This is a genomic window from Peribacillus sp. NPDC097284 (genome assembly GCF_044761765.1).
Lineage (GTDB): Bacteria > Bacillota > Bacilli > Bacillales > DSM-1321 > Peribacillus.
This window is the reverse complement of the sequence record NZ_JBIWCZ010000003.1, coordinates 20,187-45,996: the sequence shown is the minus strand read 5'-3', so window position 1 is coordinate 45,996 and position 25,810 is coordinate 20,187. Positions and strand designations below refer to the sequence as shown.

General features: G+C 39.9%; 25 protein-coding genes, 1 riboswitch and 1 other annotated feature. Of the genes, 7 read left to right on the top strand and 18 right to left on the bottom strand.

The window, feature by feature from the left end; all coding sequences use genetic code 11:
- Positions 1-112 precede the first annotated feature (112 nt).
- A complete protein-coding gene (locus ACIQXU_RS08255; protein WP_402956776.1) occupies positions 113-745 on the top strand; it encodes a LysE family translocator in 633 nt (210 codons plus the stop codon).
- 221 nt (positions 746-966) lie between these two features.
- On the opposite strand, the gene ACIQXU_RS08250 is transcribed toward ACIQXU_RS08255, so the two are convergent.
- The 4 genes from ACIQXU_RS08250 to hmpA all read right to left on the bottom strand — a co-directional run bounded on the left by ACIQXU_RS08250 (position 967) and on the right by hmpA (position 5,401).
- The gene (locus tag ACIQXU_RS08250; protein WP_402988106.1) at positions 967-1,410 is read right to left on the bottom strand and encodes a general stress protein; all 444 of its coding nucleotides are present in this window, start codon (positions 1,408-1,410) and stop codon (positions 967-969) included.
- 81 nt (positions 1,411-1,491) lie between these two features.
- Positions 1,492-2,739 carry a glutamate-5-semialdehyde dehydrogenase gene (locus ACIQXU_RS08245; RefSeq protein ID WP_402988103.1) on the bottom strand — a complete coding sequence of 416 codons (1,248 nt, stop codon included), beginning with the start codon at positions 2,737-2,739 and terminating at the stop codon, positions 1,492-1,494.
- A gap of 28 nt (positions 2,740-2,767) precedes the next feature.
- Entirely contained in the window at positions 2,768-3,856 is a 1,089-nt protein-coding gene (gene proB / locus ACIQXU_RS08240; RefSeq protein ID WP_402869051.1) for a glutamate 5-kinase, read from the bottom strand.
- 57 nt (positions 3,857-3,913) lie between these two features.
- Positions 3,914-4,128 (bottom strand) — a binding site (T-box leader).
- A 64-nt stretch (positions 4,129-4,192) separates the two neighbouring features.
- Positions 4,193-5,401, bottom strand: coding sequence for an NO-inducible flavohemoprotein (hmpA, locus tag ACIQXU_RS08235; RefSeq protein ID WP_402988100.1), 1,209 nt, complete (start codon positions 5,399-5,401; stop codon positions 4,193-4,195).
- A gap of 171 nt (positions 5,402-5,572) precedes the next feature.
- On the opposite strand from hmpA, the gene ACIQXU_RS08230 reads away from it, so the two are divergent.
- Positions 5,573-6,034: an RrF2 family transcriptional regulator gene (locus tag ACIQXU_RS08230; RefSeq protein ID WP_402869867.1), complete on the top strand. Its 462-nt coding sequence runs from the start codon at positions 5,573-5,575 to the stop codon at positions 6,032-6,034.
- 18 nt (positions 6,035-6,052) lie between these two features.
- Here the strand turns inward: ACIQXU_RS08230 and ACIQXU_RS08225 are convergent, their stop codons facing one another.
- The 3 genes from ACIQXU_RS08225 to ACIQXU_RS08215 form a co-directional block, all read right to left on the bottom strand.
- On the bottom strand, positions 6,053-7,051 hold the full coding sequence (locus ACIQXU_RS08225; RefSeq protein WP_402988097.1) for an HD-GYP domain-containing protein: 999 nt from the start codon (positions 7,049-7,051) through the stop codon (positions 6,053-6,055).
- 77 nt (positions 7,052-7,128) lie between these two features.
- Positions 7,129-7,320 carry a zinc-finger domain-containing protein gene (locus ACIQXU_RS08220; RefSeq protein WP_402869055.1) on the bottom strand — a complete coding sequence of 64 codons (192 nt, stop codon included), beginning with the start codon at positions 7,318-7,320 and terminating at the stop codon, positions 7,129-7,131.
- Complete coding sequence (locus ACIQXU_RS08215) at positions 7,298-7,996, bottom strand: ribonuclease H family protein (protein WP_402869057.1); 699 nt, start codon at positions 7,994-7,996, stop codon at positions 7,298-7,300. Before ACIQXU_RS08215 ends, ACIQXU_RS08220 begins: the two co-directional genes overlap by 23 nt.
- A gap of 255 nt (positions 7,997-8,251) precedes the next feature.
- Between ACIQXU_RS08215 and ACIQXU_RS08210 the strand changes: the two genes are divergently transcribed.
- Both ACIQXU_RS08210 and ACIQXU_RS08205 read left to right on the top strand, forming a co-directional pair.
- A complete protein-coding gene (locus tag ACIQXU_RS08210) occupies positions 8,252-8,659 on the top strand; it encodes a reverse transcriptase-like protein (RefSeq protein WP_402869059.1) in 408 nt (135 codons plus the stop codon).
- Positions 8,643-9,545, top strand: coding sequence for a DMT family transporter (locus tag ACIQXU_RS08205; RefSeq protein ID WP_402988094.1), 903 nt, complete (start codon positions 8,643-8,645; stop codon positions 9,543-9,545). The genes ACIQXU_RS08210 and ACIQXU_RS08205 overlap by 17 nt, the downstream gene beginning before the upstream one ends.
- Positions 9,546-9,576: 31 nt before the next feature.
- Here the strand turns inward: ACIQXU_RS08205 and ACIQXU_RS08200 are convergent, their stop codons facing one another.
- The 8 genes from ACIQXU_RS08200 to ACIQXU_RS08165 all read right to left on the bottom strand — a co-directional run bounded on the left by ACIQXU_RS08200 (position 9,577) and on the right by ACIQXU_RS08165 (position 18,394).
- Positions 9,577-9,870, bottom strand: a complete 294-nt coding sequence (locus ACIQXU_RS08200) for a DUF6123 family protein (protein ID WP_402988092.1) — start codon at positions 9,868-9,870, stop codon at positions 9,577-9,579.
- Between the two features lie 112 nt (positions 9,871-9,982).
- The gene (locus tag ACIQXU_RS08195) at positions 9,983-10,828 is read right to left on the bottom strand and encodes a 5'-3' exonuclease (protein ID WP_402988796.1); all 846 of its coding nucleotides are present in this window, start codon (positions 10,826-10,828) and stop codon (positions 9,983-9,985) included.
- Between the two features lie 117 nt (positions 10,829-10,945).
- Complete coding sequence (locus ACIQXU_RS08190; RefSeq protein WP_402869065.1) at positions 10,946-11,773, bottom strand: sulfurtransferase; 828 nt, start codon at positions 11,771-11,773, stop codon at positions 10,946-10,948.
- A gap of 4 nt (positions 11,774-11,777) precedes the next feature.
- Positions 11,778-12,545 (bottom strand): DNA polymerase beta superfamily protein, encoded by a 768-nt coding sequence (locus ACIQXU_RS08185; protein ID WP_402988089.1) that lies wholly within the window; start codon positions 12,543-12,545, stop codon positions 11,778-11,780.
- A gap of 26 nt (positions 12,546-12,571) precedes the next feature.
- The gene (locus tag ACIQXU_RS08180; RefSeq protein ID WP_402988087.1) at positions 12,572-16,282 is read right to left on the bottom strand and encodes a dynamin family protein; all 3,711 of its coding nucleotides are present in this window, start codon (positions 16,280-16,282) and stop codon (positions 12,572-12,574) included.
- Positions 16,283-16,464: 182 nt separating this feature from the next.
- Entirely contained in the window at positions 16,465-16,623 is a 159-nt protein-coding gene (locus tag ACIQXU_RS08175) for a hypothetical protein (RefSeq protein WP_402988084.1), read from the bottom strand.
- A gap of 152 nt (positions 16,624-16,775) precedes the next feature.
- On the bottom strand, positions 16,776-17,306 hold the full coding sequence (locus tag ACIQXU_RS08170) for an isoprenylcysteine carboxyl methyltransferase family protein (protein ID WP_402869069.1): 531 nt from the start codon (positions 17,304-17,306) through the stop codon (positions 16,776-16,778).
- Positions 17,306-18,394, bottom strand: a complete 1,089-nt coding sequence (locus tag ACIQXU_RS08165; protein WP_402869071.1) for a type III polyketide synthase — start codon at positions 18,392-18,394, stop codon at positions 17,306-17,308. The genes ACIQXU_RS08170 and ACIQXU_RS08165 overlap by 1 nt, the downstream gene beginning before the upstream one ends.
- 175 nt (positions 18,395-18,569) lie before the next feature.
- Between ACIQXU_RS08165 and ACIQXU_RS08160 the strand changes: the two genes are divergently transcribed.
- Complete coding sequence (locus tag ACIQXU_RS08160; protein WP_402988082.1) at positions 18,570-19,022, top strand: chemotaxis protein CheX; 453 nt, start codon at positions 18,570-18,572, stop codon at positions 19,020-19,022.
- A gap of 362 nt (positions 19,023-19,384) precedes the next feature.
- Here the strand turns inward: ACIQXU_RS08160 and ACIQXU_RS08155 are convergent, their stop codons facing one another.
- The gene (locus ACIQXU_RS08155) at positions 19,385-20,701 is read right to left on the bottom strand and encodes a nucleobase:cation symporter-2 family protein (protein WP_402869074.1); all 1,317 of its coding nucleotides are present in this window, start codon (positions 20,699-20,701) and stop codon (positions 19,385-19,387) included.
- Positions 20,694-21,293, bottom strand: a complete 600-nt coding sequence (locus ACIQXU_RS08150) for a xanthine phosphoribosyltransferase (protein ID WP_402869076.1) — start codon at positions 21,291-21,293, stop codon at positions 20,694-20,696. The genes ACIQXU_RS08155 and ACIQXU_RS08150 overlap by 8 nt, the downstream gene beginning before the upstream one ends.
- Before the next feature lie 160 nt (positions 21,294-21,453).
- Positions 21,454-21,555: riboswitch (purine riboswitch) on the bottom strand.
- A 531-nt stretch (positions 21,556-22,086) separates the two neighbouring features.
- Between ACIQXU_RS08150 and ACIQXU_RS08145 the strand changes: the two genes are divergently transcribed.
- Positions 22,087-22,566, top strand: a complete 480-nt coding sequence (locus ACIQXU_RS08145; protein WP_402869078.1) for a cytochrome c oxidase subunit II — start codon at positions 22,087-22,089, stop codon at positions 22,564-22,566.
- Positions 22,563-24,215 (top strand): b(o/a)3-type cytochrome-c oxidase subunit 1, encoded by a 1,653-nt coding sequence (locus ACIQXU_RS08140; protein ID WP_402988079.1) that lies wholly within the window; start codon positions 22,563-22,565, stop codon positions 24,213-24,215. The genes ACIQXU_RS08145 and ACIQXU_RS08140 overlap by 4 nt, the downstream gene beginning before the upstream one ends.
- A gap of 45 nt (positions 24,216-24,260) precedes the next feature.
- Here the strand turns inward: ACIQXU_RS08140 and ACIQXU_RS08135 are convergent, their stop codons facing one another.
- The gene (locus tag ACIQXU_RS08135) at positions 24,261-25,781 is read right to left on the bottom strand and encodes a carboxypeptidase M32 (protein ID WP_402956755.1); all 1,521 of its coding nucleotides are present in this window, start codon (positions 25,779-25,781) and stop codon (positions 24,261-24,263) included.
- Between the last annotated feature and the right edge of the window lie 29 nt (positions 25,782-25,810).

The following is a 25,810-nucleotide window of genomic DNA, read 5'->3' as shown; positions in this document are numbered from 1 at the left end:
AATAGATTCCCCCCTCTTTTGAACAATCTTTTTAGGATTATAAAAAAATGGGTTTGAGAGTCAACCCGTTTGAATACATTCAATTAAGACATATCGACGAAGAGGTGATACTTTGGATTTAGTTGTTTTTTTAAGCTACGTATTCTTAGGCTTGTCAATAGCGGTTCCTATCGGTCCTATTAATGCTGCTCAATTGGACATTGGAATTAAGAAAGGGTTTTTCCATGCCTGGATTTTCGGCTGGGGCGCCATTTTAGCGGATACTGTCTTTATAGCCCTTGTCTTTTTTGGTTTTATCCATTTTATGGACAACTCCTTCCTGAAGACGTTTTTATGGATTTTTGGATTTTTCGTTCTGACTTATACAGGGATTGAAAGCCTCCTAAGCGCTGGAAAGATTGAAGTGAATAATCAAAAGTCCAATGACCGACTTGCTTCTTCATTCTTATCTGGGTTCATTATGTCGCTTTCGAACCCTTTATCCATTTTGTTTTGGTTAGGTATTTATGGTTCGGTACTTGCAAACTCCGTTTCAAAATATGATATGTCTCATTTACTCATTTATAGCTTGGGAATTCTTCTTGGACTTTTATTATGGGATTTCACGATGGCTATCGTCTCCAGTTCCCTTAGACGATTTTTATCGAAACCTATACTCACAGGCATTTCGATAATATCGGGAGTTTCTTTAATAGGAATCGGTATATACTTTTCCATTCAAGCAGCAAAGCTTTTATTTACATAAGAGTCATTACCTCTCGTAAACATTGATAATATAATATAATATAAGAGAGTGCTACTCCATGTCAGGTCTAGGTATAGCCTGACATTTTGTTTCACTCAAGTGCCCGAAACAACCTGTACGCACAAAAAAAAGAGAATGCCTAAGCATCCTCTAAGTACTAACATTCCTAACATAGAAACAGAAACGTTCTGGTATGTATTTCTCAATAGTTAATCTATCTGTCATTTATCTAAATGAGTATCTGCAACGACCAAGATTTTCCCAGCCTTGATATCCTCTACATACTGTTTTGCTTCAGCCTTATCCAATCCAAAATCCATTAATGGTTTTTCCAATCCACCTGCACCTGATGCTGCACCTGCAGCAGCTCCACCAAATGTGGCAAATAACGGGCCTGCGGCCAAAATAGGTCCGATGCCAGGTACTGCAAGTGCACTCATTCCAATAAGTAGACCAGTTAAACCAACTGCCCCTCCCGCCGTTGCACCCGCTATAAGTCCATCCGTTTTAGTCGGACTCACTTCTTCAATTTCATTAGACAAATTCTTACTATCTTTTGCCACAACTGAAATCTGATCGGATGTATATCCTTCTTTCTTTAACTGTTCAACTGCTACCATTGCTTCATTTTCATTATTAAAAATTTCTATAAATCTCTTGTCCATGGTATCTGCTCCTTTAAAAAGTAATGTACTATACCATTACCCGTTAAAATGCTTTACTAATCATCATGAACTAGAATGCTTCTACTCTCTTATTTGACCTTGACCATATATAAAATACTTGCTTGAGGTCAAGGCAGGTAACCCCATAGGTCCACGAGCATGAAGTTTTTGCGTGGAAATGCCAATTTCGGCACCGTATCCGAATTCGAAACCGTCTGTAAAGCGTGTCGAAGCATTATGATAAACAGCGGCTGCATCTACCTTTTTCAAGAAGGTCGCCGCATTTGAATCTTCGTTGGTAAGGATCGCTTCGGAATGCTTCGTACCATAACGATTAATATGTTCGATGGCATCAGATACATCCTTGATAATTTTCACACTGATTTTCAGTGCTAAATATTCAGCGGACCAATCTTCTTCCGTCGCCATTTTGGCTGGTGAAAAAGCGGCACAGACCGTATCATCCCCAAATATCTCTATACCACTTTCATCCAAGGCTTCTAATAAACGATGTCCATGGCTTTCAAACCAATTTTCATGAACTAGCAAACTTTCAATGGCATTGCACACGGAAGGGCGCTGAGTTTTTCCGTTCAAGACTACCTTCTCCGCCATAGCCGGATCAGCCGTTTCATCAATGAAAATATGACAATTGCCTGCCCCGGTTTCAAGAACCGGAACACTTGACTCTTTCATGACGGTTTCAATTAAATTCTTTCCTCCCCGAGGAATCAAGACATCTAAATAATCGTTAAGATGGAATAGCTCTTTAGCCGTTTCACGACTGGTGTCTTCAATTAGTTGAACGGCATCCACGGGGATGGCTGTACCCTCTAATGCCTTGTGGATAGACGAAACCAAGGCCTTATTAGAAGATTTGGCGGATGAACTACCACGTAAGATGACTGCATTACCCGTTTTCAAAGATAAAGTCGCAGCATCTATGGTCACATTCGGCCTTGCTTCATAAATCATGCCAATGACCCCAATCGGAACTCGTAGCTTTTTAATCAATAAGCCATTATCCTTTTCAATCGTTTCTAGTTCTTCGCCAACTGGATCTTTTAAGTCAACTAAAAGGCGAATGGCCGCCGCCATATCTTCAATCCGTTTTCCATTCAGCATGATGCGGTCCAATACCGATTCATTCATTCCTTTTTGGCGGCCCATTTCTAAATCCTTTTTGTTTTCGGCCAAAATGTATTCCTTATCTAAGACCAGGCGTTGAGCTACTTTTTCAAGTGCCTCATTTTTCACTTCAGTAGACAGGCCGATCAGCTGATAACTTGCGCTCTTGGCCGCTTTTCCTTTTGCTAACACTTCACTCATATGCATAAACCCCCTTGAATTTTTTTGATTAAGCTTTCACCCATTTATCACGATGGATGACTTCTATCGAAGAAAGGACAAGCTCAGTCGTGCGCTTTCCCATCGCCTGCTTCAATTCGGAGGATGAATATAGTACTTCTCCACGTCCCAAAACACCGCTGGCACCGAACACTTCGACGACATCCCCCTTGGTGAAGTTCCCTTTGATCTCATATATCCCTGCAGGTAATAAGCTGCACCCTTTCGAAACTAAAGCCTTTTCAGCACCTTCATCGATGTAAATCGCCCCTGATACTTTTGAATGAAGGGAAATCCACTGCTTATTTTTGGTAACAGTCGTTAGGACCTCATTGCCGATATATGTGCCATCACCGTTTCCTTCTAGGATGGTAAGGAGTTTCTCTCTCCCCTCTCCGGATCCAATAAACACCTTAACTCCCAGGGAAAGGGCTGTCTGAGCTGCAATCAGCTTAGATTTCATACCACCCGTACCCACACTTGACCCCGCACCTTCAGCCATTTGCAGCAATTCTTCGGTAATTTCAGAAAGCTGGCCGAATCTGCTAGCCATGGGATTAGTCTGCGGATTAGAATCATAAAGCCCGTTTATATCGGTTAGGATGATTAACTGGTTCGCATGGACAAGGCCGCTAACAAGGGCAGATAACATATCATTATCCCCGAATGTCAGTTCCGCAATGGATACGGTATCATTTTCATTAATTATCGGAAGAATCCCCCGCTCAAGCAATTCCATCAATGTAGCATAGGCATTTTGATAGCGTTCTTTATTCGAAAAATCATTTCTTGTTAACAAAATTTGCGCCGGGACGATCCCGAATTGGCCCAGTTGCTCCATATAGGACTGAATCAATAGACTTTGACCGACGGCGGCTGCCGCTTGTTTTCCTTTTAATGTAACAGGTCTTGTCGGATAACCTAATTTACGAAAGCCAGTTGCTACCGCTCCGGATGAAACTAAAACCACTTCATGTCCAGCTGAACGTAAGGCCGCTACTGCGTGAATATGATCGGAAAATTTCTTTTGGTCGATTTCACCTTGGTTGTTTGTTAAAGAACTACTTCCTATCTTTACAACGATGCGCTTCTTTTCCATCGATTTTTTCCTCCAATAACTATCTTAAAAATGAAAAAAAGCCCTTTTCATCCTCGAAATAAGGACGAAAAGAGCTCTCTCCGTGGTACCACCTTCATTGGATGCACATGTATACATCCCACTTTACCTAATAACGCCAGGGTTCGCGCCTATGTTTTGCATAGGACTCAAGAAGCAGGTTCTGCGCTTTTCTGTCGCGGGTCTTCCAGCTATAAACTCCGCTCTCTGTCACAGTAATATTTCGCATACTAATCTTCTCTCAACGTTCATTGTTTTAATATAGTATGCAAAATTATCGTCGTGATGTCAACAACATTCCAGGTGCCTTACTAAATCTTAAAGGGCCATTGCTGGACCGAAAAACTCATAATGAATTTTTTCGGAATCGACCCCTAGCTCCTTCAAGTGAGTGATGATCGTTTTCATAAATGGTACAGGACCACATACATAATAATCTGCATCCGCTTTAATATGATTGCTTAAAAGCTCAACATCCATGTATCCTTGTTTTTCATAATTTGGAATATCTTGATCTTCTTTACTAGGGTTCTTGAAAACATACGATAATTGATAGTTTACTAGCTTTTGTGAAAGTCCTGCCAATTCTTCTCTAAACGGCTGAACTGCCCCATTCTCACAAGCATGGACCAATTGTACATCACGTTCAGACTGTAGGTCAGCAAGGGAATGCATCATACTCAAGAAAGGCGTGATTCCAACACCTCCGCTAAGAAAGACAATTGGTGATTGTTTTTTTAAGTCCAGGGTAAAGTCTCCTGCAGGAACCGTCGCCTCAATACTATCCCCAACTTGAATGGCATCGTGCAGGTGGTTCGAGACCCTTCCATCAGGAGAGACTTGTGTTTTTTCTTTTTTGACGGAGATACGGAAATATTCTTTTCCTGGTGCATCCGATAAACTATATTGACGGTTGAATAAATACTGTTCACCCTGGATTTCGATGCGTACTGTTAAATATTGCCCAGGTAAATATGATGGGACAGCTTCTCCATCGGCAGGTTTTAAATAGAAAGAAGTTATGACTTCACTTTCCCGTACCTTCTTAATAACAGTAAACGGTTTGAAATCAGTCCATCCCCCATTCTGGTTAGATGCCTGGTCATACATTTCCTTCTCCATGTTAATGAAAACATCAGCTATGACACCGTATGCATCTCCCCATGCTTGAAGGATTTCCTCGGTAGCTGCATCTCCCAACACTTCCTTGATAGCAGCCAATAAGTATTCTCCGACAATAGGATAATGCTCAGGTTTCACAATAAGGCTCCTATGTTTTTGAGCAATTTGTTTAACTGCCGGTAAAATCGTTTCAAGCTGGTCGATATATTTAGCGGCAGCTAGCACCGTGTTCGCTAATGCGTTTTGTTGACGCCCCTTTTTCTGGTTAGTGTGATTAAAAATATTCAATAGCTCTGGATGGGCTTCAAAAAGATTTTTATAAAAAACAGTTGTAATGGTAGTACCATGCACTTCTAATACAGGCACGGTGGATTTTATGATATCAATGGTTTTTTGAGATAACATGTTTAGGCTCCTCTTTTTAAAAAAACAAGTATTTTAAATACATGTTTATCTTAAAACCAAATATCGATAAAAGCAATATCTAGAATACTTCTTTTTAGCACTTTAGCATTGATGTTAAAAAATGTTCACATTTATGATATAGTCAAAGGGATAGAATGTGAGGCGAAAAACATGAGGCTAACGAGTTATTCAGATTATTCACTAAGAGTTTTGATTTACCTAGCTTCCCAGGAACAAAGCACGTTGACAAATATAAAAGAGATTTCTGAAGTCTATCATATATCGAAAAACCACCTGATGAAAATTGTCTATAACCTTGGTAAATTGGGTTATATTGAGACAGTACGCGGACGAAATGGTGGGTTACGGCTGGCAAAAAAACCTGATGAGATAAATGTTGGAGAATTGGTCCGTAAAACGGAGGAAGATTTTTACTTAGTAGAATGCTTCAAAGATGATGATAACTGTGTGATTTCTCCCGTATGTTCTTTAAAATTTGTACTTAATAATGCCTTAGACGCTTTTCTTAAGGTTCTTGATCAATATACAATTGCCGATTTCGTTGAAAATAGAGTAATGTTAAAAGCCTATTTCGATTCGGTAAAGCCAAAGGACAAAGAGCCCGATATTTAAATCCGGCTCTTTTTCTCATTAACTCATGATCCGCTCAATTTGTAATTCCTTTTCCATTCTTAAATCCACGAAACCTGCATCGGTTTTCATCAGTACTTTAAGAGGGTCATATGGGTTTATCATGATAATCGTCCCAATCTGCTGATTCGTCAGCATGACTTCTTTTCCCACTAGCGTTTCCATCAAGGAATTAATGAATACCAACAAAATTTCAGGATTGAATTTTCCGAATACATCTCGGTTCATTTGTTCGATGACCATATAAAATGGCATGGCCTGATGATAAACCCGATTTGAGGACATGGCATGAAACACATCAGCTATTGCTACGATTTTGGAAAGATAGTAAATATTATTCCCGTTCAGGTTTAATGGATATCCATGCCCATCCTCACGCTCATGGTGCTGAAGTGCCGTCAATGCTATAGAAGGATGGAGCCCTGGTATGTTCTTAAGTAGCTCGTATCCATAAATCGTATGCCGTTTCATTTCTTCATATTCTGCTAAGGTTAGTTTCCCCGGCTTGTCTAATAAACTCTCAGGTATCCTAGTTTTACCCACATCATGAAGGGTTGCCGCTAATGTAAGATTGGAGAGACTTTCACTCGACAATCCGAGCTTCTTCCCTAAATAGGTCGCTATGATCCCGACCCCTATATTATGCTTATACGTATATTCGTTTTTGGACTGCATTTCTTCGAATAAGTAGTAAATATCCGGAATCCTGGCTGCCTCTTGAATGACTGGGACAATTTCCGCTTGAATTCCGTCAATTGTCCTGCGTTGAATTTTCTCTTCTTTGCGTATGTCATCAAATATATTCTTTATTTGTACCGTAATATCGTTTATTTGGTGGTGTAGGTGATCCCCCATTTTTTGTTTATCATAAAGGTCACTAACTGACGACTCTTGGTTTTCTTTTGTCTTTTTATTCAGTTCTTCCAACAAAGAATCGATTTCGGGAATGGTAAGCGGTACTTTCCACTCTTTATTTAACTTTCCTTTTCTTTTATTCATAGCTCCACACTTTTCCTTCTTTTTCCCCATAATACCATATTATTCTATGTTATTGTGAAAAAAGTAGGACCCACTTCTTATACCTGTGTATCATCAACCAGTTTGTTTCCCAGCTCTCTTAATTTTTCTCCCACAGTACACTGTGATATACAGAACTTATGAGCATATGAACGACCTTTATCTTTTCGGAATTGTTTTTGCAGAAAGCAATCCTGGCAGTAAGATACAATCACCTCTTCTACTTCTTCATATATTTTTTTCCGATTCATCGCTATTACGACTCCTTTGATCAATAATTTCCAAATTACTAAAAATGGATTCACCTTGAAGAGCGAGTGTTGCCAAACGATCCGCTTCCTGATTCTCCTTCCGCGAAATTGGCTTATAGACCGGAATGATTTTCATCTTTTCCAGTTTCGCTTCTATGCGATCCAACCATTTATTTAGGGTCTCTTCCATGCATGGCCAATCTCCCGACAATTGATTCAATACAACAAGGGAATCTCCTTTAAAGGAACAGCTTTGATGATGCACACCCAAGTCTTCCATCCGATTCAACGCCTCATAAAATGCAGCATACTCCGCTTCATTGTTGGATTCCAATTGTTCAAGCTTTACATTCGAGCGATTGCGGAAGTGTTTTTTTCCCTGCCGATAATAAATGGCTACGCCTATTCCAGCAGTTTTTTGATCTTTTTGGTAGCCCCCATCAAAAAAGACCGTCACATCCTGCGGCTCCTCTTCAACCACTGTCAAAAGTTTCTTTAATTCTTTCTTCGTCCATGTTGTATCGAAATCATCCTTGAATTCTACGTCCTTCAGTCGGCCCGTTTTTTCAAGGTCGTCAGCTATGATTAAAGCACTTCCGGCATCAAGCCAATCTGAAGTGAAATCCGCTGAAGGTTTCCTGGAGGTTTTATATTTCCAATGCATGATTACTTTCAATGATTTTCAGCTCCTTAAAATCGCTCTATTTCATACGATTAAGTTCGACAATTTTCATACCTATTTTCCGTAATACCATCTATAATATAAAATATACTAATAAATATTCTTATAATATTCCTTTATAGTAGTTCCCTAAACAACACGAATTTCTCACTTTGGAAATGAAATATTTTTCGTTTCCAAAGTGAGAATGATATAGGAAACAAGTTTTAATCATATCATATTAATATTGTGTACTCGAGGAGGAACATCATGATTGAAGTGTATATAGATGGTGCAAGTGCCGGAAACCCTGGACCAAGTGGCGCAGGCATTTTCATAAATAATAACGGTGTGGTAGAGCGTCATTCAATTCCACTTGGCTGTATGGAAAACCACGAGGCGGAATACCATGCATTAATTAAGGCTTTAGAGATTTGTGTTGCCAGTAATTATCAAGTCGTCTCATTCCGTACGGATTCCCAGGCAATTAACCAGGCTATTGAAAAGAAATTTGCTAAAAAGAAATACGGGCCCTTACTTTATGAAGCACTTAAACTAACCGACCAACTAGAGTTGTTTTTCGTGAAATGGATACCAAGTATAGAGAATAAATCGGCGGATGAGTTAGCTCGACGGGCCATACGTCTGAATAAGGATCAACATGAAAAAGACTGCTGATGCAACTTTACTATTCGTGGTATTTATTTGGGGTGTCACATTCGTAATGGTTCAAAATGCGATCTCTTTTCTTGAACCCTTTAGCTTTAATGCTATCCGCTTTTTCATTGCCTTTCTGTTTTTGCTTGTACCATATTTTTTGACTTTACATAAAAAAGGGAATAGATACCATAAAGAAACAATGTTGGCAGGACTTCATATCGGGGTTTGGCTTTTCTTGGGTTATGCCTTTCAAACAAAAGGGCTAGAGTTAACGACTCCTGCAAAGACAGGCTTCATTACGGGATTAAGTGTGGTGATGGTCCCCGTTTTTTCGTTGGTGCTCCTAAAATTGAAGCTGTCACGCAATATGGTTCTAGGAGTCGTTGCTGCAACTTTTGGCCTTTACTTAATGGCATTCGTTGACCATTCATCTGTGAATGTCGGGGATTTCTTAGTGTTTCTGTGTGCCATCAGCTTTGCCATGCAAATCATCACGACCGCAAAATATGCAAAAACCCTTCCGGCGCTTCCATTGACGCTAATACAAATAGGGACGGTATCCCTTTTATCCTTTCTCTCCGCCTTGATTTTTGGTGAGAATTATTCAGTAGTCTTCAAGGCTGAGGTCATGCTACAGACAGAGGTTTGGACGGCCTTATTAGTAACTTCAGTCATGGCCACCTCATTTGCTTTTTTTGTACAAACCTATTTTCAGGCCTATACGACGCCCACTAGGGTTGCCTTGATTTTTTCCATGGAACCTGTATTTGCAGCATTGACCTCATACATATGGATTGATGAAAAATTGACAGTTGCTTCTTTAACCGGTTGTGGATTCATTTTTGCCGGCATGATTCTTGCTGAACTTCCACAAAGAAAATCTATACCAAGGGAAGTCACGTAAATAGGCTGGACTTCTACTTACGAAGTCCAGCCTATTTAAGTAAACCTTGTTCTTTAGCGAACGCTACCGCTGCAAAGCGCGTTTCAATGTCATTTTGCTTTAGGTTTTCAAGGAAGGAGATATAAAAACTGCCATCGAACTTTTTTTGGATTTTCAAGGTCAATTCGATTGCCGTATTGACTAAAGTATCACTCGCTTCCGTATACCGTTTGCCAAAATAAATAAAGCCTATGGCATCATCTCCGAAAGAGAAACCTTTTCCTTCAAGAAATCTCACATATTCTTCAGTTGATTGCCCCACTACTGCATCCACTCCAACATTCATACTTTTTTACATCTTACCGTAAATTAGGGATTTTGCCTATCCATTTTTCGACAAAAACCCCTATTTAAATAAAAAGCGAATTCCCTATCATAAGGAATTCGCTCATTTCATTTTATATCATCCGCAATAGTGTTTTATATTCATGATCCCTGGCAAGATTTTGGACTTTCTCGCGGTCGAATCGATAGATTGCCTGATCTAAGGTACATGATATCGGAACATCACATTTGATTTCCGCCAGCTGCCTTGATAAATGAAGCATATCAAGAGCTGATTCAATCTTTGTCCGCTGTCCCTTCGTCAATGAAGCAACATTTTCCAAGATACCCTCAATACTTTGATATTGTATCAATAACTTCAACGCTGTTTTTTCCCCGATCCCTTTTACACCTGGATAATTGTCTGCAGTATCACCCATCAATGCTTTAAGGTCGATCATCTGTCTAGGGGTAATCCCTTTCCATTCAAAGAAACTAGTGGGGTTATGCACTTCATAATTGCCGTAACCCTTTTTTAGTAAGAGAACGGAAATGTTATCTTCAATCAGCTGAAGCATGTCTTGGTCACCCGTTAGGATTCCGACGCGACTATGATTGGCTGAAGCTTTTGCAATGGTACCGATACAGTCATCGGCCTCATACCCTGGAAGCCCTATATTAGGAATATCAAAAGCCTCGACCGCTTGTTTCGCTAATTCGAATTGTGGAATCATTTCCACTGGGGCAGACGTTCTGTTCGCCTTATACCCATCAAATAATTCATTACGGAATGTTTTACTACCCATATCCCAGCAAACTGCAATATGACTAGGGGAGAAATGATTTACCGCTGTGAGCATATGCTTTAAGAAACCCTGTACAGCATTTGTGGGGGCCCCTTTAGAATTAATCATAAACTGGCCTGTGACAGCCGTTGCATAAAAGGCTCTAAATAAAAGTGCCATTCCATCGACAAGCATAAAGGAAGGCTGCTGTTCTTTTTCATTCGTTAACACTTTATCACCTCTATCATGATGTATATCTATTTTACCATAGCTGTACACCTTTTTGAGGATTGTTAATTGGAAATAACTTAATCATCCTATAGGATTATCCGGGTAGGAAATCCAGTCACTGAAGCTTCCTACATATACCTTGACATTAGTGAAACCGGCTTCCTTCAGTGCAATATAATTGGGAGAAGCCGTCACACCTGAACCACAATAAACGATGATTTCCTTATCACCGCTAATACCCTCGAATGTTTTCTTCAGTTCATCCCTTTTCAAGAAATATCCCCCATCAAGAACATTCGTCCATACCTTATTGATTGCCCCCGGTATGTGCCCTGCCTTTTTATCGATAGGCTCTACAATTCCTAAGAACCGTTTAGTTTCCCTTGAGTCTATCAACACCACGTCATCCGGTCTCTTTTCGCTAAACTCCTTCACCTTTTCGTAAGAAGCCAAAATGGGTTCATGTATGTGTAGTCGATATTCTGCCTGTTTATATTCTGGTATATTGGAATCCGAAGGGTACCATCCATCCTTCCATGCCTGATATCCACCATTCAGGATGTAGACATTCTGGTGCCCAATATAGGAAAGCAGCCAAACGAATCTTGAAGCGAAGCTACCCTCCCCACCATCATAGGCAACTAAAATTGTATCGTTGGTTATTCCATATGATTCTAGCTTATTTTTAAACTGAACCAAATTCGGAAGCGGATGTCTCCCTCCATGTTCTTCAACCTGTCCAGATAAGTCTTTTTCTAAATCAAAATATACGGCACCTGTAATATGTTCTTTTTCGTATTCTTTACCGCCCACTTCTGGTGACCCAAGCTTATATCGGCAATCACAAATTCTGACATCCTCTAATTTGCTCATGGATATTAACTCTTCTACCTCTATTATATATCCCATTTTACTATCTCTCCCCCTTTAGAATGGACCAATTTATATGATTGAGTTCCTTCTCCATGTCCCTTCCCACCGGAAGCTTTGTTACATTCTCTTCCAAGAAGGGGAATGTTCCTTTCAAGACCTTAAGATTTTCTTCACTTGCAAGTTTCGGAAAATCTTCGTTTTTTTTAGCCATGAATATTGTAGTCATCCTCTTTTTCATATCTTCTTCAAGCACCACGGACTCCAGCAATTCCCACACATCTATGGGTGGTAGCGATTTTTTTTGGATTAGATAGTGTAACGTCAAATACGATCGATAAACTTGTACCCAAGTTTTAAACGTTTTAATTTCCGTATCCTTTTCTTCAGCCAATCGTTGAATATTGCTCATAATCATGCGGAGGTAATGATGCCCTAAAACCTTTTTGGAATAAGCTACATTCATTAAACTTAGCATATTTCTGCGATAGGTTGGCTCGTCGATAAGTTGAATGGGAGACGTAACTAACTCATAAACAGAAGGGTTACTCTTTAACATGAGCCGGGAGGCCTTGAACAAATCCCATCCTACGAGGTCTAAAGAGCCCTCAACCAACTGGATGGAGTCGACAGGCTTGCTTATCGATAAATAGGTTTTGACTTCATTTTGGACATAAATAAATCTGACATCGAAATCCGAACTTGATGATGATAGACCAAAAGAATGGCTGCCTGTTACAGCAGCCATCATGATTTTAATATGTTCACGCTTTTCAAGTTCGGACAAAAGTGAAATAAGGTTTTCTTTCATAAAGTAACCTCGTTTTCATTATTATTCTAAGAATTCATTTTTACCAATTTTTCTACAGCAGCCTCATAGTAAGGTAAATCTACCTTTTCCTCTAAAGCAGCACGTAACCCAGCAAACACATCGGCTATTTCCGCTTGGAATTTCTTTTGAATCGATAGCAATTCCTGATCCAGAATCGTTGTATATAATTCAAAAAGACGGGCACCCTGTTCTTTCACGTAAATTAAGGCAGGCTCATCCAAGCGCAATTGGATATCCTCACTCATTTTTACCTTTTCATTTTTTTCGAAGAAGCTTTTTGGATTCTTGAACTGAGCTAACTCTTTTTTGAATTCACCCGCATCCATTTGGTTAAAAGCACTTGTGAACTCAAGGGACTCTTTCTCACTTGGTTCATATGGTTGTAACGAAATTGTTTTTCGGACATTCTGGATCTGTTGGAGCAAACCGACTTGTTTTTCATTCAACAATTTATTGACAAACATCTCAGTCCTCAATGCTGTGGCACGCATTTCCTGTGATAGGTCGAATCCTAATGATTCGAGTAGGTCCTTTAAGGCTAACTTAAGGACCTGTTTCAAGTCCTGTCCGTCGTCCTTTATGACAGCAGGGTTGAATGATTCCTTGAAAAAGTCATTGAACCGGAAAAACACCCGTTGTTTACTATAGAAAGTCAATTCATCAATCTCTTTTTTCAACCGTAGTTTTTCGGCATCCCCTTTAATGACTTCCAAAATGCCTGTTATGGTCTGAGCCTCTTGCGCCAATGTCTCAAGGGCCTTTTGCTTGGCTTTCTCATCTTGCTTAGAGGCCGTAATAACATCACGCATTAATTCTTCGGTCCTTCGTACAGCCGCCTGCGCCGATTCGATTGCAAGCCCCGTTAAGTCATGTTCGATGAACGAATCGAATTGCAATTGAAATTCCGTTATTCCACTATCCTGAAGGAAAGAGTGCTTGAATGAACCAGGAAGTTTCTTTTCTGCCAAAGCACCTTTACTAGTAAGCGGGAATAGCTTTGGAAAACGGATACCGAAGCCATTCAATTGATCCGTAACATACTCCATCACTTCTTCCAACTCGTCAGTATTCTGGGCAAGATCGACTGCATTGACGATAAAGAACATTTTATCCATTGCAAAAGAATCCTTAACGCGACCAAGTTGGATCAGGAATTCTCGGTCAGCCTTTGAAAAGGGATGGTTGTAATAGGTCACGAAGAGAATCGCATCCGAGTTTTTAATATACTCGAAGGCAGCTCCAGTATGCCTGGCATTAATGGAATCCGCTCCAGGGGTATCGACAAGCACCATGCCCTGCTTTGTCATTTCACAGTCGTAACGTAATTCAATCAAATCCACGAGACATGACTTCGATTCCTCTGCTGCAAAACTCTTGAATCCTTCCAAATCCACCGTTATGACTGACCCTAAATCTTTTTGGTATGGCGGCATTCCTTGATGGAACGCACGAAGGAAGGATAGATGAGTTTTCCCTTTATCCACTTCACCCGCTTTTTCGATAATCTCCAAAGCTAGTTGATGTGCCTCACTCAGTGACTTGGCAGTTTGGCCAAACGCACTTAAAGCCAATTTCACATCCTCTAGGAGCATTTCTTCGGTTTTTAATTTAACAGTCGCTGTACCATGTGGATGTTCACTGTCCGAAGCCAAGATTTTATTGATTGCGGCAGTGGTAGGGTTCGGTGATACCGGTAAAACGGTTTCCCCCATCAATGCATTGGCGAAAGATGACTTGCCGGCACTGAAAGCACCGAATAATGCAACAGTGAATGTCTGCTTTTCGAGTCTACTCGCCTTCTCTGTTAATTCTTTATAGAGCGATTGGAAACCTTTCAAAGGTTGAATCAGTTTGGCTGCACTTTGTAAGTTTCTTGCCGTATCCATCAATTTTTCCTTACCACGTAAGTCCCCTTTACTCATAGAAGGGGTGACCGATTCGATTTGCACCTTTTTTTCTTCCATGGACGTTTGGGATGGCTTCTGTTTCTTTTCCTGATTTACCGCTTCGGTTTCACTCGTATTCATTATTTTAACCTTGATATTTTTATCTTCTTCATCCCATTGAGTCAGAAGTGCCTCAATATCACTTTCCTTGGCTGACTGTACAGTCTGATTAGCAATGGCATCCAACTGTTCCTTATGAGCGGCTATTTCACCGTGCATTGCTGCTGTAACCTTAAGGGCTTCTGCAAAATCAGCAAAACCTTCCAGCTCTTTATCAATGGATTCTGATTGTAAACCAATTCTTTCTTCCAGGGCGACAATCACTTTATTGAAAAATACATCCGCTTCATCACGGGACTTCTTTTTAATCGTGGAAGCTAGGTCATTGGTATAGTTCAATACATATTCCCCTGTAACATTGACCTGTGGTTTCAGAGATTTCCGGATATACTCTTCTGTAATCTCGATATGTAATGTCTGGGCATCACTTTCAAGCGTTGGATCATGCACTTCTGCCTTAGTAAGGGTCTTCACCGCCAACTCCTTAAGGTGCCATTCAAGTTGAGTCTTAACCTTTTCTTGCAAATCAGCTAAGAAGGATTGAAGGCGCTCCGCACGTTCAGCTTCCGTTTTTTTCTTTGCGAATAATAATCCCATTTTAAAATCGGGCTGGACGGATTCCAAGAATGATTTTCCCAAATCGCGAGTAGTGGCCGGCATGATATACGCGCTTTTCAAAATGACTTCCAAATCCTCGGCAAACTGGGCTTTTATCTTCTCCAAGCGATCCGTTAATGCTCCCTTTTCCTTGATTAGTTTATCCACTTGGCCTGTCAACTTTATCCGCTCTTCATTAGGAAGCTCCGACAGGACTTCAAATTCACTGGCGTGTTCTTCTTCATACTGCTCTTTTAACCAGATAAGATGTCTTTCAACAAGAGCATTCGCAGATTGCATAATGGCGTCCTTGCCATTCGACAAACCATTTTCCGCCATTTCATACAGAAAATTCCGCACAGTTTCAATTTCATTCTCGCTATTGTCCAAATCTCTAACAGACGTAAAAAAGATTCCATCAGGATATACATTCCAATTCGCAAAAGCTTCTGAAACCGATAATTTAAAATTCTGGAAGCTCAGCTCATTTTCATCATGCTTATCAATCATATTGATAATTAAGTACGTCGGTTTTTCCGCTTCTACTAATTCTTTCGTGAAAAGGAAATTCACTTCAGATTGGACATGGTTATAATCCATAACATAAAAAACGACATCTGCTAGATGCAAGGCTGATTCAGTCGATACCCTGTGAGCATCATCGGTCGAGTCAATTCCCGGCGTATCCATGATTGCACAAGAATCTGGCAATTGAAACTGATTGGAGCTAATGGTAATGGCCGATACGGAATCGCCGTCCTTGGCGAATTTCTTTACCTCTTTAAAATCATATGGTGCAGGAAATACTACCGGTGGCTGATGATGATAAAAGACCTTGGCATAGTCATCTCCTTTTTGAACTTTAACTGTATTGGCACTCGTAGGAATCGGACTCGAAGGCAATACTTGATCACCCAAAAAGTAATTGATCATGCTTGATTTCCCTGCGGAAAAATGACCACAAAAAGCAATGATAAATTCTTCTTTATTCACTTTCATGATTAACTGTTTCAGTTTATCGGCATTACCCGTATCGCCTGCCAATTGGAATTTTTCATACATGGCAGTCAAAATCCCCAATTTAGACTGTTGCTTGGTTACTTCAGAAATCATCTTTCCATACCCCTTATTCTATCGTCATTTTGATACTCCTATTGTAAACGATTTCGTTTGTTATTCATACCGTTTGCTTGATGTTTTACTAGTAAAAGACGCCGTAATGCATTGGAAAACTCAAAAAAGCCCACAATTTTGTGGGCTTTCATAAGGCTTATTGCTTTACTGAATGCAGATTCTTACCGAGGTGAGGGTGTTGGGTGGTAACTAGCTTGATTTTCGTTATTTGACTGGGTTAAAGAACGATTCACCTTAGCCGGTTTTTGGATATTATTCAACACATGTTTCATCACAAATGTATATGTAGCGACTGTCAATAAAATGAATAACCAAATCATTACAAAACACCATCCTCTTTTATATTCGTACATTTTTAGTTTTAATTGTCATAGTTTTTCTTTTCAATACAACCATTGAGAATAATTTTCATCTTCATTTAGAATCTTATCACGAACGATAATCATTTTCAATAAGAAAACCAAACTTTTTATTATTTTTGCTTAAAAGCTGTAGAATATTCCGTATGTTCTTTTAAAGCCCTTTCTTCTAGTGGTATCCTCACTGACATCATCCAGACATTTAAAAGGCTGAATATCATTGCTGTATAATAAGCATTGAATAACAGTGAAATAACGATTATTTCAGTGGCCACGATGAGGTAATTCGGATGTTTAACATACCTATAGGGGCCTTTGATGATTACTTCCGCGTCAGGAACGACTATGATTTTTGTATTCCAATGCTTACCAAGAGACATGATCACCCAAACCCGGCCTACTTGGGCCAATAAAAACAACGATAACCAAATCGGCCAAAGGGGAGAAAAAGCTCTAGTAAATCCAACTACCTCAAATATGAGTGCTAAAAAGAAACTCAAGTGCAAGAGGACCATCCACCGATAATGGTCCACTCCATACTCGACTCCCCCAATTCTCTTCATCTGCTTTTCATTTTGCTTGGCGATGTATAATTCAGCAAGGCGCTGTAAGGCAATCAAGCCTATAAAAATCCCAAATAGCATCAGTTCCACCTCATTAATACTAATTCAGATGAAAATCCTGGCCCCAATGCAGCGGCAAGACCATATTGACCAGTTTGACCACTACGCTTCATGAATCTCTCCAGTACATACAAAATCGTAGCCGATGACATATTACCAAACTCTCTTAAAACCGCCATTGATTCCGCCGTCATCCCTTCGTTGAAACCTAACGATTCATGATAGGCATCAATAACCTTCTTTCCGCCAGGGTGGGCTATAAAATCCTTAATATCCCCAAGTCTAAGTCCTTCCTCCTTTAAAAAGTCTTCCACGTTCGGTTTAAGCCATTCCTTGATGATAGTAGGTATGTCTTTTGAGAAGATGACATGGAGGCCCTGGTCTTTCAAATCCCACCCCATCACATCCAATGAATTGGGCATAAGGGTGGATTGTGAATTCAAGAAATGCAGATGGTGGTCTTTATTTGATTTTCCTTCAACCTTAGCATCATCACCGCAGATCAAGACACAGCTAATTCCATCGGAAAATAAAGAGGTCCCAATTAAATTACTTTTGGAAATATCATTTTTCTGAAAGGTTAAGCTACACAGTTCTACACACAATACGATAACCTTTGCTTTCGGAAACGCTTTACAATATTCAAATGCGCGTGATAGGCCACTTGCCCCCCCGGCACAACCCAGCCCCCATATCGGTATCCTTTTCATATGAGAATTAAAAGGAAGTTCATTCATGATCCTCGCATCTATGGTTGGGGTGGCTATTCCAGTACTTGAAATATAAAAAAAGGCGTCAATTTCATTAGGATGAATCCCATTTTTCAAGAAATCAGTATTAGCCAAACACTTTTCTACGGCCTCTTTTCCGAATTCGACAGCCTGTTTAACATATACTTCATTTTTTTCTTGAAAAGTATGATCTTCCCTAAACCAATCCAGGTCATTGGAAAAATACCTATTTTCAACTTGGCCGTTTTTGAACGCCTGCAATAATCGTTCTATATTCTTAAAAGATGCACCGAAAATTTCGCGGGAAAACTCCATGATTTTTTCCTGTGAAAGTTGATAAGGGAGTTTTATGTGGGAAGCAGATAAAAGATATGACATGAATTCACTCCTTATTAAGCAATATATGGTTAAGCTTCCCATTCCCTTTGAATTTGATTCTAAAAAACCACGTAGTCTTAAATACGTATTTTTTCATTATTTTTTTCAATAAAATAGGTATTTCACCCTATAAATTTGATATTATAGGATTAACCATACAATCGGAGGAATTTAAATGGAAATCAGCGCTAGCATTACGAAAGTTTTAAACGGTACGATTTCAGCAGTGAAGTCCGTCCTTCCTTTTTCTTCGGATGTCCAGAAGCCTTCCCTCATTATGCAACCTTTTGAACAGGAATCCATCTCTGTACTTATTGGAATGACGGGTGCCGTTCGGGGTAGATTAATTATCGAAGGAACAAGTGACTGTGTAAGTAAAATAGGTGAAGTCATGTTTGGAATGCCTCTAGAAGGCGAAATGCTAGAGTCATTCGCCGCAGAGCTTGGTAATATGCTTGCAGGTAATCTCGCATCTTCCTTAGCAAATGATGATACCTTAATGGATATAACACCACCAACCGTCCTTGTCGGTCAAACGAAAATGTATGGCTTCAATCAAGCCATCAATTTGCCTGTCGTCCTCGAAGGGGCTGGAACCCTTCATATTATTCTGATGATTGAAAGCTAGTTTCAACATGAAAGAACCCCCTTACCTTCATATCTGGTAAGGGGGTTCTTTCATTCTTCTTTCTCCACGGAAGATTGATTTTGTACTTGTATGATGATGTTCTGAAATTCCTCTTTCCCACAGACAAAACATCTACATTCCTGATTCAAAATGGTCCGACAATGCATACAATATTTTTTTTCCATTCCTATCACTTTCTTTCTTAAACAGATACTAATAATATATTCAGAAAGTGAAGAGAGTTTCCTTTTTATTTTTTAAACCAACCATTTTAATTCAGTTATCTAGGGGACAAATAAAAACTGCCTCCCCACCGAACCGGATAAGGAAGACAGTCTCATTTTTTGATCATGTGAAAATAATCAGGCTACTTTTTGTCCTTCGATACGCACTTTCTTTACTCTCCCTTTTGTCGGGATAACATTGAAAATGATATTCAAGAAGATCGCAGTTAAACTTCCAGCAACGATACCATTTTCGGTTAGAATCTGGATGCCGCCAGGAATATTTGCGAACACCTCGGGAACAACCGTCACCCCTATTCCCATACCTACTGAACAGGCAATGATCAATAAATTTTCCTGGGAGGAAAAATCCACCCTGCTCAGCATTTTAATTCCCGCTGCAATCACCATCCCGAACATGGCTACCATCGCGCCTCCTAAAACGGATGGAGGAATGATCGTTGTGAACGCACCTATTTTAGGTACGAAACCAATTAATATGAGCATGCTCGCAGCTACATAAATGACATTTCTTGTTTTGATGCCCGATAATTGAATCAGGCCCACATTTTGCGAAAAAGCCGTATATGGAAATGCATTAAACAGACCACCGATTATACTGGCCAATCCTTCCGAACGATACCCCCGCGCCAAGTCATCTTCAGAAATTTCTTTATCTGTGATTTCCCCCAAAGCATAGTAAACACCTGTTGATTCCACTAAACTTACTACAGCAACCAGGGTCATGGTTATGATGGCCGTGATATTAAACTCAGGAAAACCGAAATAGAAAAAATGTGGCATATGAAGCCATGAAGCGCCCTCTACGGCACTGAATTCTACTTTACCCATGAAGAAAGCCACAAATGTCCCAAAGAATAATCCAAGTAAAATAGCAATGGACCTGGCAAAGCCCGTTGAGAACTTATACATCAAAATGATGAATAGCAACGTTCCAAAACCAAGGGCTACATTATTCAAGGAACCAAAATCAACCGCTCCTTGTCCGCCCCCCAGATTATTAATGGCCACTGGAATGAGCGTAATTCCAATGATTGTAACTACCGATCCTGTTACAACAGGCGGGAAGAACCTCGATAGCTTCCCAAAAAACTTACTGATCAAAACCACAATCAAACCTGAAACCAGAATGGCCCCATAAATGCTATTCATCCCATACTGAGTACCAATTGCAATCATCGGACTTACTGCGGTGAAAGTACAACCAAGTACTACAGGAAGGCCAATCCCAAAATATTTCATTTTTACGACTTGCAATAAAGTCGCAATACCACACATTAAAATGTCGATTGAAACTAAATAGGTCAACTGTGTCGAGTTCAATCCCATAGCACCACCAACAATAAGGGGGATAACAATGGCACCAGCATACATTGCAAGAACGTGTTGTAACCCTAACGATGCAACTTTCAATGGGGATTGATTTTCAGACATGAACGATAGCTCCTTCCCGCTCCTCAATGAATGTTATTTGGCCTACGTTCAACTCCTTGATCCTTGCTAAGGATTCAACTTGGAAACCTTGATCCCTAAGATCTTTGCCACCACTTTGGAAAGCTTTCTCTATAACGATTCCTATACCGACCACTTCAGCGCCTACCTGTTTACAAATATCCGCCAACCCCCGGGCAGCCTGTCCAACAGCTAAAAAGTCATCGATTATTAAGACTTTATCACCGGCTTTAATATACTTATCCGATACGGAAATAGTATTGGTTTCTTTTTTAGTAAAGGAATGAACCGATGCCGTCACTAGCCCCTCAGTCAATGTAAGGGATTTACGTTTACGAGCAAAAATTAATGGAACATCCAATTCCAAAGCTGCCATAAGACCTGGTCCAATCCCCGAAGATTCAATCGTAAGCACCTTTGTTATCTCTTTATGTGCAAATCGTTTTACAAATTCTTTACCGATTTCTTTCATTAGCACAGGATCCATTTGGTGGTTCAAGAATGAATCCACTTTTAAAATGTCTTTAGATAACGCTTGCCCCTCTGACAATATTTTTTCTTTTAATAGTTGCATGAAGATTCCTCCCAATCTAAGATGATTGATTATTTTAAGTCATGTCATTGTTTCCTGGTAAATGAAAAATGCCCAAGAAACATTGCATCACATAGTAGAGTGAAGCAATATTTCTTGGGCATTCATGAAAAAGGATATATAAAGTCCCTTCAAGTCGCGACAAGATCTATTACTCACTCATAGTCAGATTATTTACGGTAATCCGGTAGAAACTTGCAGGCCATATTCCTGCGATTATACGAGTGAAAAAAATTTATTTTTAATAATACAAGAATTATAACAATGCCTTCACAATTTGAAAAGAAAAACTTGATAAAAAAACGAACTTTAAATTAAAATGATAGTTTATCATTCGTGTTATTTGAAAATTCAAAAATATATATCTTGGAGATATCCTTTCGTATGGAATATAAATGGCAAGTTCATAAACTTCACAATACTTTCACAATACACCTTCCTTTCAAACCAACACTTTCCTTAACGTTTCAATATTCCCCTATTTCCAACTTGTTAAGACAATGATTGAACAATTTGTGAAATGAGAAAAAACAGCTACTATTCATCTGGTACTTTTGTATGATTAAGTAGCTTAGTTACTCTATTTTTTTCTAATGGGAAAGGTGTGAAAAAATGTCCGAACCTACTGGCAAGAACAAAACACAAATAAAACAAGATTCTGATTTGAAAGGCACACTCGCTTCGGTTTTACTACTTGGAATTTTTCTAATAGTGATTTGGGTCAGCATTTATTTTTTATTTACGGGTCGTTTAGGTTAAGTGAGGAGGATAAATGATGCATATGCATAAGTTTGAAAAGATTTGGCTCATTTTAGGAACGGTCGCCCTACTCATTTTCTTAACAGTTCTAGGGGTAAGTGCTTTCTATTTAGGGAACCAGCCACCAAGCTGTTTAGTAACCATCGACCCTGAAAAGGTTGATACCACTGCCCCCTTCAATGACCCCGGATTACATAAAGTAGACGGAAAGGATTGGGATTATGAATTAGTATTTGTGGCTTCGGCTTTTTCGTACAGCCCAGCAAAGGTGGAGATTCCAAAGGGGGCGACTGTCAAAATCATTGCGACAACCAAGGATGTCATCCACGGATTTGAAGTAGCCGGGACAAATGTCAATATGATGCTTGAACCTGGTTATGTCAGTGAATATACCGCTACTTTCAATAAAGTGGGGGAAAACCTAATTATATGCAATGAATACTGCGGAGTTGGTCACCATATGATGAGCTCTCAAATTGAGGTGGTTTCAAAATGACAAAAGCTATTGATAACGAAAAAATTCACCCACTTGATGCGAAGCTTTCCATGGCACATTTCTATGTTGCCATCATTGCCTTGGGACTAGGGGGCTTTGCGGGACTCCTTCAAACACTTGTACGTTCAGGCAAAGTCGAATTGCCTGCAGGAATAACCTATTATCAACTACTTACTGTCCATGGCGTTTTACTCGCACTAATTCTTACGACCTTCTTCATTTTGGGGTTTCATCTTTCAGCAGTCAGTAAAACCATAGGACCTTTAACCAAATGGGCAAGATTCTCAGGCTGGGTTGGTTTTTGGACAATGACAGTTGGAACGGCAATGGCGGCTCTTATGGTGTTATTAAACGAAGCTTCCGTCCTTTATACTTTTTATGCCCCTCTTCAAGCCCATCCTATTTTCTATGGGGGATTGACACTTGTCATCGTTGGCAGTTGGTTTAGCGGTGGCTCCCTATTGGTGACATACCATAAATGGCGGAAAAATAACAAGGGAAAATCCAGCCCCTTATTATGTTTCATGGCTGTGGTCAATACTTTATTATGGTTCGTAGCCACGTTAGGGGTCGCTATCACCGTCTTGTTCCAGCTTCTTCCTTGGTCTTTAGGATGGGTTGATTCGATTAACATTTTAGCAAGCAGGACTTTGTTCTGGTATTTTGGTCATCCACTTGTTTATTTCTGGTTGCTACCAGCCTATATGTGCTGGTATGTAGTGATTCCTAAGATCATTGGCGGTAAAATATTTTCGGATTCATTAGCGAGGATGTCTTTTATTTTATTTCTGTTGTTCTCCATTCCTGTCGGGCTTCATCATCAATTGCTTGAGCCAGGAATAGACCCTGTTTGGAAATATATACAAGTTGTATTAACTTTCTTGGTCGTAATCCCTTCTTTAATGACTGCTTTTTCTTTATTCGGCACTTTTGAAAAATACGGACGTTCACAAAATGCTACAGGTTTATTCGGATGGTTCCTAAAACTCCCTTGGGGCGATGCCCGTTTTACCGTTCCTTTTATCGGGATGGTGGCTTTTGTCCCAGCTGGAGCCGGGGGACTTGTCAATGCATCGAACCAATTGAACCAGGTTGTTCATAATACCATATGGGTAACGGGACATTTTCATTTAACATTGGCCACTTCAGTAATTCTAACTTTTTTCGGCATTTCTTATTGGCTGGTTCCTCATTTGACTGGACGGATATTGACTAAAAAACTTAATAAATTAGCCATCATTCAAGGTATCTTTTGGGCAATCGGAATGTCCATCATGTCTGGGGCTATGCATATTGCCGGACTACTGGGTGCACCTCGTCGCTCATCTTTTTCTACTTATGGGGAGTCAGCACAGGCACTTGAGTGGATTCCTTATCAAATCGCCCAGGCAATCGGTGGAACCATACTATTTATTGGAATCGTTTTATATATTATTATTTTCATCCAATTGGCCTTCTTTGCTCCAAAGGGAAATGAAGAATTCCCAGTAGGTGAATCAAATGAGGATGCAACGATTTCTCTCGTTTTTGAAAACTGGAAATTATGGCTTGGAATAACCGCAGCACTTATTCTTTTCGCCTATACCATTCCATTTATTGATATCATTCAAAATGCCCCACCAGGTTCAAAGGGTTTTAAATTATGGTGATTAAAGAAAGCCTTGGCAAGTTGCCAAGGCTTCACTTTATCCATGTTATTTAACTTTATAAACCGCTTTATACTTTTCTTCTAGATACTCGATTAAATATTGCACATTCAAACCTTCCCCCGTTGTTTCTTTCAAAATCTCTAAGGGTTTTTTCAACTTACCGAATTTATGGACCTTTTCGTTAAGCCAATTCCTGATAGGTTCAATGTTACCTGCTTCCAAAAGTTCATTAAATTGTGGTAAATCCTGCAGCATCGCATGTTTAAATTGAGCGGCATACATATAGCCAAGTGCATAGGATGGAAAATACCCAAAACTTCCGTCAGACCAATGGACGTCTTGCAAAACACCCACTGCATCATCTTCAGGTATGATACCCAGATACTCCTCGTATTTTTTGTTCCATGCACTTGGTAAGTCCTTCACTTCAAGCTCACCATTAAAGAGAGCCTTTTCCAATTCATAGCGAATCATGATATGTAGTGGGTATGTTAACTCATCGGCTTCAATACGGATAAAAGAAGGCTTCGATTCATTAATTCCACGATAGAAATCTTCAAGTGCAACATCCGCGAACTGCTCGGGAGCAAACTCCTTTAAAAGCGAATATTGGTTTTTCCAGAAACTTAAGCTTCGGCCAATGAAGTTTTCAAAAAATAAAGATTGAGATTCATGGATTCCCATCGAAGTCCCACTATCGAGAAGTGTACCCGTTAACTCCTCAGCAATATTCTGCTCGTAAATAGCGTGGCCACACTCATGGATGGTGCCAAAAATTGCGCCTCTAAAATCACGTTCGTCATACCGGGTCGTAACACGAACGTCGCCTCTATTGATTCCAGTTGCAAATGGATGGACGGTTTCATCAAGCCTACCAGCCTTAAAATCGTACCCGATTTGTTTTAAAACTTCGTGGTTGAATTGCTGTTGTTTTTCCTTAGGAAATTCCTTATAAAGGAAATCTGTCCCAGGTTGATGCTTACTATCGGCAATTTGCTTGACCAAGGGAACGATGCTCGCCTGAAGCTCACCAAATACTCGATCTAGGATCTCAACGGTCATACCCGGTTCATACATATCTAACAAAGTATCGTATGGCTGGTCCTTGTATCCCCAATATTCAACAAATTTACGAGTATAGGCGACAACTCTCTCAAGGTAAGGTTCAAATATAGAAAAGTCCGCTTTTTCCCTTGCTTCTTCCCACGCACTTTCCGAACGGGATTGTAATATCACGAATTCCTTATATTCATCTGCTGGAATCTTATTATTTCTCTCAAAGGTTTTCTTACATTCCTGTACCATTTTCATCGTTACTTCACTAAGTTTTCGTTCTGCTTTCTCTGTTGTGAGCTCATCAATAAACCGCTTCATTTCGGAACTTGTGGTCATATTGAAAACTTCAGAGGAGAGCACCCCAATCACTTCAGATCGTTGCTCCACACCCTTTTTGGGAGCTCCCGTACGCAAGTCCCAGAATATGAGTGCAAGCGCCTCGTTATATGCCGATATTTTCTTGACGTATTCTTTAAATTCTCTTTCTACTTGCTCCACGCTACCTGTCAAATAAAACATCCCCTTTCACATTACACTTT

Bases quoted from the DNA above. Each gene is read 5' to 3' on its own strand.
- ACIQXU_RS08180 (WP_402988087.1), bottom strand. From the start codon at position 16,282: ATGATTTCTGAAGTAACCAAGCAACAGTCTAAATTGGGGATTTTGACT.
- ACIQXU_RS08165 (WP_402869071.1), bottom strand. From the start codon at position 18,394: ATGTCATATCTTTTATCTGCTTCCCACATAAAACTCCCTTATCAACTT.
- hmpA (WP_402988100.1), bottom strand. From the start codon at position 5,401: ATGTTATCTCAAAAAACCATTGATATCATAAAATCCACCGTGCCTGTA.
- ACIQXU_RS08155 (WP_402869074.1), bottom strand. From the start codon at position 20,701: ATGTCTGAAAATCAATCCCCATTGAAAGTTGCATCGTTAGGGTTACAA.
- ACIQXU_RS08150 (WP_402869076.1), bottom strand. From the start codon at position 21,293: ATGCAACTATTAAAAGAAAAAATATTGTCAGAGGGGCAAGCGTTATCT.
- ACIQXU_RS08175 (WP_402988084.1), bottom strand. From the start codon at position 16,623: ATGATTTGGTTATTCATTTTATTGACAGTCGCTACATATACATTTGTG.
- ACIQXU_RS08140 (WP_402988079.1), top strand. From the start codon at position 22,563: ATGACAAAAGCTATTGATAACGAAAAAATTCACCCACTTGATGCGAAG.
- ACIQXU_RS08225 (WP_402988097.1), bottom strand. From the start codon at position 7,051: ATGAATAAAAGAAAAGGAAAGTTAAATAAAGAGTGGAAAGTACCGCTT.
- ACIQXU_RS08160 (WP_402988082.1), top strand. From the start codon at position 18,570: ATGGAAATCAGCGCTAGCATTACGAAAGTTTTAAACGGTACGATTTCA.
- ACIQXU_RS08170 (WP_402869069.1), bottom strand. From the start codon at position 17,306: ATGCTATTTGGGATTTTTATAGGCTTGATTGCCTTACAGCGCCTTGCT.
- ACIQXU_RS08145 (WP_402869078.1), top strand. From the start codon at position 22,087: ATGCATATGCATAAGTTTGAAAAGATTTGGCTCATTTTAGGAACGGTC.
- ACIQXU_RS08230 (WP_402869867.1), top strand. From the start codon at position 5,573: ATGAGGCTAACGAGTTATTCAGATTATTCACTAAGAGTTTTGATTTAC.
- ACIQXU_RS08200 (WP_402988092.1), bottom strand. From the start codon at position 9,870: ATGAATGTTGGAGTGGATGCAGTAGTGGGGCAATCAACTGAAGAATAT.
- ACIQXU_RS08245 (WP_402988103.1), bottom strand. From the start codon at position 2,739: ATGAGTGAAGTGTTAGCAAAAGGAAAAGCGGCCAAGAGCGCAAGTTAT.
- proB (WP_402869051.1), bottom strand. From the start codon at position 3,856: ATGGAAAAGAAGCGCATCGTTGTAAAGATAGGAAGTAGTTCTTTAACA.
- ACIQXU_RS08250 (WP_402988106.1), bottom strand. From the start codon at position 1,410: ATGGACAAGAGATTTATAGAAATTTTTAATAATGAAAATGAAGCAATG.
- ACIQXU_RS08190 (WP_402869065.1), bottom strand. From the start codon at position 11,773: ATGGGATATATAATAGAGGTAGAAGAGTTAATATCCATGAGCAAATTA.
- ACIQXU_RS08220 (WP_402869055.1), bottom strand. From the start codon at position 7,320: ATGAATCGGAAAAAAATATATGAAGAAGTAGAAGAGGTGATTGTATCT.
- ACIQXU_RS08195 (WP_402988796.1), bottom strand. From the start codon at position 10,828: ATGCTTGTCGATGGAATGGCACTTTTATTTAGAGCCTTTTATGCAACG.
- ACIQXU_RS08210 (WP_402869059.1), top strand. From the start codon at position 8,252: ATGATTGAAGTGTATATAGATGGTGCAAGTGCCGGAAACCCTGGACCA.
- ACIQXU_RS08185 (WP_402988089.1), bottom strand. From the start codon at position 12,545: ATGAAAGAAAACCTTATTTCACTTTTGTCCGAACTTGAAAAGCGTGAA.
- ACIQXU_RS08205 (WP_402988094.1), top strand. From the start codon at position 8,643: ATGAAAAAGACTGCTGATGCAACTTTACTATTCGTGGTATTTATTTGG.